General features: G+C 48.2%; 5 protein-coding genes and 1 pseudogene. 4 read left to right on the top strand and 2 right to left on the bottom strand.

Annotation, left to right across the window (positions count from 1 at the left end; all coding sequences use genetic code 11):
• Positions 1-124 precede the first annotated feature (124 nt).
• The 4 genes from C170_RS16300 to C170_RS16285 all read left to right on the top strand — a co-directional run bounded on the left by C170_RS16300 (position 125) and on the right by C170_RS16285 (position 11840).
• The gene (locus tag C170_RS16300; RefSeq protein ID WP_036611727.1) at positions 125-2269 is read left to right on the top strand and encodes a sensor histidine kinase; all 2145 of its coding nucleotides are present in this window, start codon (positions 125-127) and stop codon (positions 2267-2269) included.
• Between the two features lie 4 nt (positions 2270-2273).
• On the top strand, positions 2274-2972 hold the full coding sequence (locus C170_RS16295) for a response regulator transcription factor (protein ID WP_036611725.1): 699 nt from the start codon (positions 2274-2276) through the stop codon (positions 2970-2972).
• 408 nt (positions 2973-3380) lie between these two features.
• Entirely contained in the window at positions 3381-4190 is an 810-nt protein-coding gene (gene minD, locus C170_RS16290) for a septum site-determining protein MinD (RefSeq protein WP_036611723.1), read from the top strand.
• 582 nt (positions 4191-4772) lie between these two features.
• Complete coding sequence (locus tag C170_RS16285) at positions 4773-11840, top strand: InlB B-repeat-containing protein (RefSeq protein ID WP_036611722.1); 7068 nt, start codon at positions 4773-4775, stop codon at positions 11838-11840.
• A 72-nt stretch (positions 11841-11912) separates the two neighbouring features.
• Here C170_RS16285 and C170_RS31650 read toward each other — a convergent pair.
• Positions 11913-12002 (bottom strand): annotated as a pseudogene (locus tag C170_RS31650) (hypothetical protein); the annotation flags it as partial.
• A gap of 92 nt (positions 12003-12094) precedes the next feature.
• Positions 12095-13963, bottom strand: a complete 1869-nt coding sequence (locus tag C170_RS16280) for an AbfB domain-containing protein (protein ID WP_036611719.1) — start codon at positions 13961-13963, stop codon at positions 12095-12097.
• Positions 13964-14005: the final 42 nt, after the last annotated feature.

Here is a 14005-nt window from a genome sequence, read left to right as displayed (position 1 = left end):
TCATCGTGATGATTGTTCTTGTCTCTTCCTAGAAATTTGCAGGGTACATTCTCCTGTAATGATGATATCATTTGGATAAATAAACTTACTTATTGCGCTTTTAGAGATTGGGGTTGGATTCATCATGAGGGGAATTCTCCGAGTCGGTTCTCGTAAGGTGTGGTTTTATATCGTTGTTGCCGTTATTGTTGGCTTGGTTGCAGGCTATGTCGTCCTCTCTGAGCCGGATTCTCCTAAGTTCCAAAGTGAAAAAGGTATTCTGGATTTAAGGCAGGTTCAGCTCAGTACGAATCCGCAAAAGTTAACAGGGAAGTGGGCGTTCTATTGGCAAGAACTGCTGTCGCCTGAGGATATGCGGGTTCGTTCGGCAAGGGAAGGAAATCAGGACCACTGGATTAACATTCCAAGCTCCTGGCTGGGCTACCCGTTAGAAGGTCAGCGGCTGACCGGTACAGGCTATGCAACCTTTGGACTGGTCGTTCATCTAAGCGAGCAGGATCGAGATGAGATGCTTGCTCTACGGCTGCCTAGCATTTTTAATGCGTACAAATTATGGGTCAATGGCGAGCTGCTGGCAGAAGTTGGTGAGGTTGGTCAGGACAAGCACAGCATGACCCCGCAACTGGAAACAAAGCTGGTGTATTTTCAGCCTGAAAGCGACACGTTAGAGCTGGTCATGCAAGTATCCAACTTCCAACATCATCGGGGCGGCATTACCAAGGATATCGAGCTGGGTGGCAGTGACGTACTAACGATCAAGACCAATCTGAATCTTGCCAGGGATATGTTCATCACGGCAAGTTTGCTAGTGATCGGTTTGTATAATCTGCTGTTGTTCATGCTGCGACGTAAGGATAAAGCTCCGTTATATTTTGGCCTGTTTACTGTACTGCTTGGTATTCGATCCTTGTTCAACGGCGAGCTTATCTTTACACAATGGTTGCCTCATTTTCCTTGGGAATTGCAGTTCAAGATCGAATATCTGATTCTTTGCCTCAGCGGTTATATCATCACCATGTATTTTGATTGTATTTTTCCGAATTATGTGTCGCGATGGTTTCGTCTTGGCACCCGGATCGTAACTGGTGCATTCTGTATCCTTGTAGTGGTAACCCCTGCAATTATATATACAAAATTTTTGCTGGTAATCGGTGTGATGGTAGTTCTACATATGATTTATCTGATGATCGGGCTGGTTCAGGCGGCTGTGCGACGTATGGAGGGAGCGCTGATCTTCCTGCTGGTGTCGGTGGTTACTTTGGTCACGGTTGTCAACGATTTTTTGTATTTTAACGGATGGTCGCTAGTTGGAAATACATCTCCGCTTGGCTTATTGATATTTACGATCGCGCAGCTGATTCTGCTGTCTTCGCGATCTACGAGGACGGCATCGAACGAAGAGAGAATTACACGTGAATTACAGGACGTTAATGACAAGCTGATTGAAATGAATATGAATCTGGAACAGACCGTTCAGGAGCGAACACAGGCCTTATCTACAGTGCATGATGATCTCCAAACCTCGTATGACCGACTGCTTCACTCCGAGCAAGGGAGGAAGAAGCTTCTTGCTTATATTACGCATGATCTGCGTATGCCGTTGTCCAGCATGCTTGGATATGTAGAAGCTATACAGGACAGGGTCAAGCCGGAACGCAATGAGCAATATCTGAAGTACATCCGGGAGAACACGATAAGGATTAACCGTATGATCGAGGAGTTGTCCTTCTTGTCGCATTTGGAGACCGGACAGGTCTCGTACCGAATGGAGCCGATTCAGATGATTCCTTTCTTGCATGGTTTTTTTGAACAATATGAGTTGGTAGTGCGAGACGCAGGATTAGACTTCATACTGGATATCGGAGATACCGAGGATAGACGATCTATTTTGCCAGTTGTCGAGATGGATGCGAAAAGAATAGAGCAGGCCTTATTTAATCTAGTATCCAACGCCATGAAGTTCACCTCCAGCGGGGGGCTGGTGCGTATTGCACTAGTTGTGGAAGTGATGAATCATGCTCGCTATGCGACCATTAGCATACAGGATTCTGGCATGGGGATTCCTCCGGATCAGCTTGAGCAAATCTTCGAACGTAATTACAGATATGATCGGCCGGGAATGGGCATAGAGGGCAGTGGACTGGGGCTTGCAATTTGCAGGGAAATCGTACAAGCGCACGGAGGCATGGTTCGAGCGGAGAGCGACGGCAAGATGGGGGCGACATTCTATGTAACGTTTCCTTGTACGGTGATTGAAGGAAAGGGGTGATGAGATGGACACGCACAAAATCATGATCGTTGATGATGATCCTCATATATGCGAGATTGTGCAGGTGTATTGTGATAGGGAGGGATTTGTCTCCACCTGCAGTCATAGCGGGTCAGAAGCGATGGAGCTGCTTACATCGTTTGAGCCGGATTTAATTATACTGGATATATTGCTGGCTAATGAAAACGGTATTGACTGGTGCAGGAATGCGCGTAATCTCACCAGTGCGCCGATTGTGTTTCTGAGCAGTCAAGAGGAAGACGAAATAAAAATTAGCGCATTATCCTATGGCGGGGACGATTATGTGACCAAACCGTTCAGTCCGGGAGTGCTCATGGCCAAGATCAAGGCTCACCTTCGCAGAGTGTCGACGGGTAGAAGGGAACAACTGCTGGAGTTACCGGGTTTGACACTGGATTTCTACACGCAGTCCGTCAACATGGGGAGCATACCTATCTCTTTATCGAAAAAAGAATTCAGTCTGCTGTCCTATATGGCACAAAACGTAAATCGTGTCGTCAGTGTTGATACGTTGTTTCAAATCATCTGGGGAATGGAAAGTCTGGAGGATACAAGAACGGTTGCTGTACATATCAGTAATTTACGCAAAAAAATTGAGTCTGACCCTGCCGACCCCGAGCGAATCATTACGGTTCGGGGGAGCGGATATATGCTGGTTTCTAACAGTACGTCACAAGCATGAATATAGCAGTAAGGGTGGTAGTCTATTATAAATGGGAAAATGGCGTTGGAGCAGTACCTGACGCTATTGGCCCATTTTTTGTTTTTCCACTAGCTTCATAATCGACTCAAGATATTGAATTCCTCAACACCAGTCTGCGCTTTTCCATCCTCGTCAAAATGATGTGCCATCTCTCCGAAGAATTAAACGATCCAATACGCACGGATTTAAAGTTTTCTTTAGGTTTCTCAAGTAGGATAATCCATCATGATAAAATCACTGTGGTCGATATAACGACATATTTCATCAAATTGTACCTGATTATTAGCTACGAGGACGTTACATTCAAGCCGGATCAAACGATAATACGTGAAGAAATGGTTGTCTTGCTGTCCCGCATTAGTACTTGAAGAGAAGGAAGTGGCTCCGATGGCACGAGTTATATGTATCACATCAGGGAAAGGTGGAGTTGGCAAGACAACGGTCACGGCTAATCTCGGGACTGCCCTTGCCTTATCGGGGAGCAGCGTTTGCCTGATCGATGCTGATTTTGGATTGAGAAATCTGGATATTCCGCTTGGTTTGAGCAATAGGGTAAGGTATCATATTTCTGATTTTCTGACGGGTCAATGTGCTTTACATCAAGTGATCGTCAAAGATAAGCGAATCAGTACCTTGTCCTTTATCTCCTGTAGTAACGACGCGGTGCATCACGATGATCCGCAAGTTTTTGGCGAGGTTGTACAGCAAATAGCCCAGGGCTATGATTATGTGCTGATCGATTCGCCGGCAGGCATTGAAAATGGATTCTGGAATGCGGCTTTGGCAGCAGATGAGGCTATTGTCGTTACTACACCTCATCGTACATCGCTTCAGGACGCGGATCGCGTAATCGGATTATTAGAAGATATGATTCCGGCTCCGCCACAGCTCATCATTAATATGGCCGACGGACAGGAAGCCCGTTCGGCAACGGTAAAGATGCAGGATATTATCGATATTCTCAATATCGGTGTGATTGGCGTGATCCATGCCGATGTAGAAATTATACGTTCCGTACATAAGGGCATTCCGATTGCGCTTAATCCCGAGTTTGAAAGCGGGCTGCGCTTCAGGCATATCGCCCACAATGTGGCGAAGAATCAGCAGGAGCCTTTTATCTCATTGAAACCCAAGAGGCATATTAGTGTTTTTTCACTTCCTCCAAGACTGCGTTGGGGGAAGAACAGTTCGTTATAGTCGCTTCTGGTAGATGAATCGTTGAGAAGAGAATCATCTGGAATGGATTGCAGACTAGCTTAAGAATTCATGAAAAATAGTGGTGTGGGAGTTACCTTCCCTACGCCGCTATTTTTTGATGTCATTGATGTTCTCACTTGCGAGTGGTTGCTTACTTAAAGTTTTCTTTATAATTCACAAGCGCCCCTATCTCGCATGATAAAATACGGAAGAAAAAACGACATAATTTGCTGTGTCGGTGTCACAATTCGACTGCGACTGATCAGGAAGGTCGGTGAAACGAATTCAATCTGTAAAGTTGGCATTATCGTACCTTAAAGCAGTCGGATCTCTTCAGTCGGATGTTTGAGCTGACGTTGATGTTCTGAATGTGCTGAACGCCGCAGCTAGGACAATTCCATTTCTGTATGTAAAGTTTTTCCTCGCTTGATCTCCACGTGTCGAGCGAACTGACTCGCAGGAAACCAATGATCCCGATCTGGGTCAGTGGTATCCGCTATTAGTCTGGCTTTGTTGATTAGCTTGATTAGAAACCAATTTTGGAAGGTCTTTTTTAGTTTGATCTATACATAGAAGGGATGAATGAAAGTGAAGAAAGTAAGACAGGGATGGAAGGTAAGCCGGCAGATCCTGATGTGGATGCTGGTGATCAGCTTAGTAGTTTCTGCCGTGCCCCTATTACCAGCGCAATCGGCAGTAGCGGCTGAACTGCCGATGCAGATGACAAAAGTAACCACATCTACTGGATTCCAGGATGTGAGTCCCACCGACTGGTTCTATGATGCAGTCGTCCATGTGCAGGAGAAGGGCATATTCAGCGGAACGAACGCGAGTAGCTTCTCTCCTAAGGGGACAATGACACGTGCCATGTATGTAACGGCACTTGGACGGATGGCGGGAGTCGATGCCGGGGCGTACTCCACTTCGAGCTTTGCCGATGTACAGGCGGGCAGCTGGTATGCGCCATATGTCGAATGGGCGGTTAAGAAGGGAATTACCGATGGCACGGGGGATCGGAAATATTCGCCGGATGCTACCGTATCTCGGGAGCAAATGGCGACGATGACGTTGCGGTATTTCGAAAGCGAACAGATCCCTTATCAGACCGAGAATCCGGTCACGACAGAGCCGGGCGATCTCGGGGATGTATCGCCTTGGGCGGCTGACGCGGTCATCAAGCTGTGGCAAGCCGGTGTGTTCACCGGGGACGAAAAGGGGAACTTCAATCCGCGTGCACAAGCGACTCGCGCGGAAGCAGCGGTTCTCTTCATGCGCAACAACGCGGTTGTAGAGGCGTGGAAAAATCAGAATCAAACGCCGGTGACGCCTACACCAACACCAACACCAACACCGACATCGCCGGTGACACCAACAACCGGCGGTAATAGTGGTGGCGGAACGCCTGGAGATAACGGAGGTAACCCAGGCACGGGTTCCACTGCGTATACGCTCACGTTTGAGAGCAACGGAGGCACGGCAGTTGCTGCGCAGACGGTACGAAAAGGCCAGGTGCTAAATAATCTACCTGCTCCAACAAAAGAAGGATATATATTCCAAGGGTGGTTTGCGGATAGTGATCTTTCACTCATCTTCGCAAGCGGCAGCACCCTGAACGCGGATACAAAGTTGTATGCAAAGTATACGGATAGCATAGATCGTGCAGTACAGAGCGTACCAAGCTATTCGGTACTGGATGTCGCGCCGAACTTCACCATTAAGGTGCAGGATTCATCGGGCAGTCTAACGGAATCCCAGGTCAAAGAGGGGATGAACTTCGTGGATACGGCGAATCCCGAATTCGAAGGGGTTACCGTCTCTGGCGGGAACGGAGTTTTCACGGTATCGTCAGCAGCCGAAAACGGCAAGTTCGTTGAAGGTAACACATATCAACTTACGTTGACGGATGACAGCTTGTCCTTCCAAGGCCAAGACGCGACGACAAGTATTTATGTATTTAGCGTTGCTAAACAAGAAGTCATGAATGTTCCACTCAATCCGAATATGATCTACATTCCGTTCACGGATGTCACGGATATGGTGATAAATGGAGCAGATGTCGATTCGCCCGCGATTTCAGTCGTTACTACGACGGTAGGTGGCGAAAATGCACTCGCCGAAGTGAATGCGAGTAGTGGAACGTTCAAGTACACCGGAAGCACTGGCACGGTAATTCAAGTCGGTGATACCGTAGCCATCTATGAGGGAGTTAGTCCCAAACTGCGCACAGTCGAAACGACTGGTGAAGACGATGGTGATGTGGCCTATGTCCAGATCACGGCGGTAGATGGAAGTGTCTACACTTATGATCACGCAGATGCCAATCAAGTGTTGTTCAAGCCGGATGTTCTACCGGTGAGCATAGAAGCAGATAAGGATGGAATTCCCAATAACCATTCCATCACGGTTGAGCACACTGCCATGAACTACAGTGACAGCCTGTACAAGCCCTTTGGTTTGGATGAGCTGACCACTGTTGATGTGGGCGACTTTATTGGTTTTTATGATGGACAATTCGATCAAGAAGGTATTGAGATCATGGGTTATGGACGTATTACGTCGATTACGCCTGAGGCGGAGATGGACGTAATTACGTATGAAGATGCCACCATTGAAGATATTGAAAATGCCTTCAACATCTATCAGAAGCAAGCAATTGACGGCGACGATCTGTTTTCGGAAGAACAGATTGCACAGCTCGAAGAGCAAATTGAGCAGCAAGCGAGAGACAGCGGATTCGTCAATGAAGCCGCGGATTATCTGTCTGACATCGCCATGGAGACGAAGGAAATTCAGGAGATCAAGGCTCAGTCCTCCCTAGCGTCCAGTAAAGGGAGCCGGGTAAGTGTGGAGAATCTGACCGTTTTTGCTTCACTCGGCACGAGGCTGAAGAATATTGACGGCCGAACCTCAGGCGTAAGCGTTACATTACAAGTGGGTGCCGATATTGTTGTCAATATCAATGAAGACAGCGATCTTGTCATCCATATGACGGGTACATTCGTGCAGGAGATGAGCCTGGACCTCGGTATCAATGGGGATATGAAAGGGCACTGGCTGAAAAAGTGGGGGATTCCTTACTGGTACAGCATTGATGATTATGTAATTACGGCGAATCTGGATGCTTATAGCTATACCGGGATGAACATCACGGCAGAGATAGCTCTCGTTGAACACGATAAGTTAAATGATGCACTGAATGACTGGGTGGGCGAGAAGAACGCTGGCAGGTTGGGAAAGGTTCAGAACATTGCGACACAGATTAAAGCGGTAATGGCGGGTGTGCAGGATACTGCCGTAGATGCGGAATCGTTGAAGGAAAAGTATCAAGAGATGTTGGAGCAAGACACGGAGTGGTTTCCGTTAATCAAGAAAGAGCTTTTTGAAAAGAGCGTACGCGTGGCTTTAGGTATTGTGGAAGTCAAATTTGAAGCGGAGTTTGTGGTCAGCGCCCAGGTGAACCTGACGGTGGGGGCAGATTTCTACTATAAGATGGCGAAGCGCTACTCGGTTAGCTTGCGCGTATTGAGTTTCAGTGGTTCGAGCAATACGGTCAGCTTGCCGGGAGACGGAGATTACCAATTTACCTTCTATGTGATGGGGACGATCGGTTTACGAGCTGGTATTCATATGGAGGTCAAAGCGGGGATTGGAAGCGTCAAGTTGAATAGTATCGGGCTTGCTGTAGAACCCGGTGTGTATGTGAATCTGTGGGGCTACTTCTATTATCAATTGAAAAATATTAGCGGGGTGAAGACCACGAAGTCTTTAGGTGCCCTGTTCGTCGAGATTGGGATCTATTTGGAGGTCGAACTCGGCGCTCAATTAGGAGATGGAGCGCTTTCCGGCGGCGTGGAGCTGGTCGATGAAGAGTGGCCACTGTATACGATTGGAGAAGAACAGAACGTCTACGACTTCGCCTATCCACAGGATAAGTCGCTCAAAGTGAACATGGCGGGTTCTGCGTCATCCATCGCTGTACCGGAGTTGTGGGTCACGATGAATACCTTTGATTTGAAGACAGGCGATACGGACGAACAGGCGTATGATCGCTCGAATTTCGATATTCAGGTGGACAATCCAAACTTCAAGTATGACGCAGCAAACGGGATGATTGAAGTGGTGGACAAGAACATTCAGGTGAGTGATGGCAATCTGGTTATCACCTGGAAGGGGGCACCGGCGTCGTTCATGTCCGAGCCACTCAAGCGTACGATTCAGTTAAGCTGGCTTGCCAGAGTGGGTGACTACATCCTTCAGCTGGATCCACAGAACAGCGGAGTGACCCAGGTTGTGGCGGCTCCTTATAACGCGCCAATCAGTGTGGTCACCCCGGTATATCCAGGATACACCTTTGACGGCTGGTATACGGCCGCTTCCGGCGGCACGAAGATCACGATTCCGAACCGAATGGCTGCGGAGGATCGGAAACTGTACGCGCACTGGATTGCGAACAAGAATACGCCGTATACGGTTGAGTATTATGTGCTAGACCCGAACAGCAGAATACAGGCTCCGCCTGTGGATACTGAAAATAGGACTGGAACAACGGACACAGAGATTCGAATCAGCTCCGACAGGTTTAAGGAGCAGGGCTATGCGACCGGAACGGTAAGCGGCGTATTAATCAAGGGAGACGGCTCGACAGTCGTAAGAGTTAATTACTATCCGGAGAATCGAAAGATGACCTTCGTTGGGGGTTATGCCGGTGCGCCCCAAATCTCGCTAACGGAAGCCGTTGGCAAGAACATTGCTGCTCGTATACCTGTGCCGACAAGGCAGGGATATACGTTTGCCGGTTGGTCGCCAGAAGCTCCAAGTACAATGCCGATTGAGGATACTACGTATACAGCGAAGTGGACGGGGAGAGAGGGTACGCCTTATCAGGTCGTGTACTTGCTGCAAAATATCGGAAGTGACACCTATACGGTTGCAGATACGGAATCGTATCGTGGAGTTACGGGTACCGAGGCGAATTTGGCGGATGTCAAGCCGAGATCCTATGATGGCTTCGTGCGGGACGACAGCATTTCGGTACTGACGGATCTAATCACGAGCAACGGCAAAACGGCGTTGAAGGTATATTATAAGCGTGATGTATACCAAATGACGGTTGATTATAACGGTTCTGGGGCAACAAATAAAACGGATAATGTTCCTTTCGGAGCGACGATGCTGTTGCGTCTAGGCACTCCGACATGGCAGGGATATAGCTTTACGGGTTGGTCGCCAACGCCTCCGACCACGATGCCTGCTGAAGATGTCCAGTTTACCGCTCAGTGGGCAATTAACGACTACACTGTAAATTTCGACAGTAACGGTGGGTCCGAAGAAGTGCCGGCTCAGACTGTAGGGTTTGGCGCCACGATTAGTACGCCGACTGAACCGACGAAAGATGGTTATGTATTCGGCGGTTGGTACAGTGATAACACGTTGACGAATGCTTACGACTTCGCTACAGCGGTGACGGCGGATCTCACACTGTATGCGAAGTGGCTGATCCCTTACACGATAAGCTTCGAGAGTAATGAAGGGTCGGTAGTAGATGCCCAAACAGTGAATGAAGGCGTCAAGGCTATGGCTCCTGCCCCTCCGACGAAAGACGGCTATGTGTTTAGCGGCTGGTACAGCGATAGTGAGCTAATGAACGCCTACAATTTCACGACTATGGTGGTTACGGGAGACCTGACATTGTACGCGAAGTGGACGGTATATGTACCGATTACCTACACTGTAACTTTCGAGAGTAACGGCGGATCGTTGGTCACAGAACAGACTGTGAATGAAGGTGCCGTGGCTACTGCTCCTGGCGCTCCGATGCTGGAAGGGTATACGTTCGATGGCTGGTATAGCGATAGCGAATTGATGATACCTTATGGTTTCACAGAAGGTGTAATTGCCAATGTGATGCTGTACGGGAAGTGGACAAAGAACAGCTACACAGTGAGCTTCAACAGTAACAACGGATCGTCGGTGAGCAGTCAGTCCGTGAGTGAAGGTGACACGGCAGTAGTTCCTGACGCACCGACCCGTGCAGGGCATGTATTTGAAGGCTGGTATAGCGATGCTGGTCTGAATGAATCTTACAGCTTCATGACACCTGTGATGAATAACCTCACATTGTACGCGAAGTGGACGGCTATATATACGGTCACCTTCAACAGTAACGGCGGATCACTGGTGGCTGAACAGAATATGCAAACCGGCGGTAATGCTACGGAGCCTGCCGTACCGACGAGGGACGGTTACGTGTTTAACGGTTGGTACAGCGACGCTGGACTGAATGAAGCCTACAGCTTCACGACATCGGTGACGGGTAACCTCACGCTGTACGCGAAGTGGACATTTAACAGCCGCACGGTGGACTTTGACAGTAACGGTGGAGCAGCAGTAGGTAGTCAGACGGTGGTTACTGGCGACAAAGCTGTGGCACCTGCTGCGCTGAAGTGGGCAGGGTATCGATTTGAAGGTTGGTACAGCGATCGCGATCTGAAGATCGCCTACGACTTCATGACGCCGGTGACGTCAAACATCACCCTGTACGCGAAGTGGACGATGACATCGTGGCTGCAAGTAGGTGACTTGTTGGATTTGAATAGTAAGTCCAATGTCATCTTCGACAGTCAAGGGACTCCTTACGTGGCTTATATAAAGGACAATTACGAAGTGTTTGTGATGCAATTTAAGGGAGGCAAGTGGCAGTCCTTTGGCAATCAAAGCGATCTTGAAAAAGCGGGAGGATTAGGGAGCTCAGCTATATCGCTCGGAATAGACAGTAAGGACAAGCTTTATGTTGCTTATAAGAATAGCTCAGGTAAAGTAAGCTTTAAGAATTATAATGATGAACATAAGTGGTGGAGACCAGTATCTACTATCTCTGATTTCAGTTGGAATGATGGAAAGACGAGCAGAAAAGTGGATAAAGTTAATGATAGCTTCTTCATTACCTTCGATAAGGATGATAATCCTTTTCTGATGTTTAGAGGTATTTTGGTCGGTAATGCTGCGGAACCGTCAATGCTTATGTCATGGAGTTATCATGAAGGTAGTGGATGGAAACAAGAAGCGAGACTAGAGGCATTCGCAGGTCTAAGAGCCTTCCTCGCACCATTACCAAACAACGGCATGTATTTATTTGCTCCATTCAGGTTAACTGGTACCCCTGTGGCAAAAGGATATAGCTTGGCAGATGGATTATGGAAACAATTGGATGGTAAAGCATATCTAATAACTGCAAATATGGATGCTGCATCCGCGCTTGATCCATCTGGCGTACCTTATATGATCTATCTTAGCAGCTCCAATGGTGTTGAAATGTGGAAATATCCGCACTCGACTCCGTCAGAAGATACGACATGGGAAAAGGTGAACACTTCCGGATTCTCGGTCGGTACATCTCAAGAAGGAAGCATGGATATGGCCTTTGACAGCGAAGGAACGCCTTACGTTGCTTATCGAGATGCAGCAGACGGCAACAGGGTGACTGTGTTGAAATATGAGAACATGGATTGGAGACCCGTAGGGTCTGCCGGATTCTCCGCTGGTGACGTTCTTCAGCTAGACATCACCATAGACAGCACCGATAACATCTATGTGAGTTATAAGGAACAAGGTAAAATGAACGTGATGAAGTTTGATCCTAATTTCAAATAACTTTTATAGATCAACTAGCAGAAGAGCCTACTCCCATCGGAGTAGGCTTTTTTGCATATATTACATAACTCACTATATTTCATGCAGCGTTTGTGTCTCTGGGACGTTATGCACACCCCATTTGCAGATTTCCTCCAGAATGGGCATTAGACTTTTACCTCGGTGGGTTAATCAGTTTTGAACCCTGAAAAAACGGCCTTTCCCGAGATCTAAATTGTAGATGTAGATGCTAATCTTATCTCCAATTTATGTGTTTAGAAATTGGTTCGCCCAAACGTGGCATCACTCTTCACAGTTGCGCTGCTGGCTGCATTTACAGCATCCAACTGCAAAACGTAGTCATAATGCCGGATGTAATATCCGGGCTGACTGTACGATTGAAGGGATACTTTGGTGCTATCAGCCCAACCAGGACTGCTTAGGAACGTAGCATCTCCCTTATAGGCGGCGGTGTTGGCGTAAGCTTCAAGTACAATTTTGTTGCTGGCATTACGCTTCAGAAAGTAGCCTGGGAAGTTAATGGACTCAAGCGAGATTCCTGTGGAGCTGACAAGACCCGGTACGACGCGGAACTGGGAATCCAGAACAGGAGAGACGTTGGCATCCACGCGAGCGGTGTAATTGGCATGGCGGATGTATCGATCCGGAACGTTGTGTGAATTGAACCGGCTGTAACCTGTGGCTTCAGGTGTTGCAGGGCCCAACATTTTGACTTCGTGCAGAGTTGGGGTGTACCAGTTACCCGGATTATTCCACAAGACGGCGTTCACCATATTGATCCGTACATAACGGGCTGTGAAATGCACAGCATCGGTCGTAAAGCCATAGGTCAGATTGTTGGTGCGATCCAAGGTGGAGTAATTGACTCCATCGTTGCTAATTTCAATTTTGTATTTGTAGTACCCTTCGGAACCTTTATACATAAACCAGGACGTGTCGATCTCGGTGATCGTCTTTGGTGCGCCGAAGTCCACCTGCCACCAGGCAGGCCAGCTATTGGAGGAAGCCACCCATGAAGTCTGGTAGTTGCCATCATTGACGTTGGATGCAGACGAGCCGGAGGCTGTGGAGCTGGCGGTAGCTGTTTTGCCTTGTGCATGATTGACGAGAGCAGGCGGTGTTACCGCACCCGTTACTGCGTCGATATTCCACGTTGTATACCACTCCAGTGATGCGGTTCCGTTCGAATCATTCAAGGTTAGCGGCAGCCAGATATGTTTGTGCTCTCCGAGGTTCATCGGATTCCAGCGATCCCCCATGTAGATGTAGGATGTGGTGTTGCTGCCTGTAATCGTGGCAATATCATGAATCTGCGAACCAAAGGCAGATGGATTGCCATATGGCGTAAGCGCAGCCCATGGACCCGTCATGGAAGTTGCTGTAGCATAAGCGCCCTGATTCGGATACCAGCCAGCGGCTTGAGAGGTGAAGAGGTAGTAACGGTTTCCTTTTTTCACAACAGCAGGTGCTTCACGGTAGGCGTTCTCGAACAGCCAGCCCTCGAAGGATTGTATTCCCGTATAACTTGCATTCATTTTAAAAATAGCCATCGTATCATTGGCACCGCCATTTTTGCGTGAAGCAGTAACCAGATAACCTGTGCCATCTGTATCAACAAAGACGGTCATGTCACGGGATTCATAATTCAGCGGGCGGAAGCTTCCCTCATAGGTGAATTTGCCATTCGGGGTATTGCTTGTTGCGACCGCTACACGCCCGAGGTTGTAGTCCGTTCCATTCTCATAGTGTGCCCAGAGCACATACTGGTTGGTTGATGCGTTATAGATGACTTTGGGGCGTTCAATTTTGCTGGAAGCCAGCTCGGTTGCGGAATCTTTCGTCAGAATAGCGTTGCTGAAAGTCCAGTTCTTCAGATCGGTGGAGGTGTAGACGTTCACGCTGTCAAACCTGCCGCCCACCGCATGTTCACCGTACAGATAATACGTAGAGCCTACCTGCAGAATGTTGCCGCTGTTCGCATGGATGGGGTTGCCTGCGGTATCGAGCCAATCGGTACCGTTGGTTATCGCGACACTTGCTGCGCTTGTCCGTTCAGGATGAAGTCCAAACAGGGTGAACGTGAGTGCAAAGACCAGAAACCAGACGGCTTTCCTGTTACCCATTACATACACCTCCCGAAAGATATCAGATAAAATGTAGCGCTT

Origin of the sequence: Paenibacillus sp. FSL H7-689 (genome assembly GCF_000517905.1) — a bacterium.
Lineage (GTDB): Bacteria > Bacillota > Bacilli > Paenibacillales > Paenibacillaceae > Paenibacillus > Paenibacillus amylolyticus.
The sequence above is the reverse complement of the archived record's forward strand: the minus strand, read 5'-3'. Positions and strand labels throughout refer to the sequence as shown.

Bases quoted from the DNA above. Each gene is read 5' to 3' on its own strand.
- C170_RS16300 (WP_036611727.1), top strand. From the start codon at position 125: ATGAGGGGAATTCTCCGAGTCGGTTCTCGTAAGGTGTGGTTTTATATC.
- C170_RS16295 (WP_036611725.1), top strand. From the start codon at position 2,274: ATGGACACGCACAAAATCATGATCGTTGATGATGATCCTCATATATGC.
- minD (WP_036611723.1), top strand. From the start codon at position 3,381: ATGGCACGAGTTATATGTATCACATCAGGGAAAGGTGGAGTTGGCAAG.
- C170_RS16285 (WP_036611722.1), top strand. From the start codon at position 4,773: ATGAAAGTGAAGAAAGTAAGACAGGGATGGAAGGTAAGCCGGCAGATC.
- C170_RS16280 (WP_036611719.1), bottom strand. From the start codon at position 13,963: ATGGGTAACAGGAAAGCCGTCTGGTTTCTGGTCTTTGCACTCACGTTC.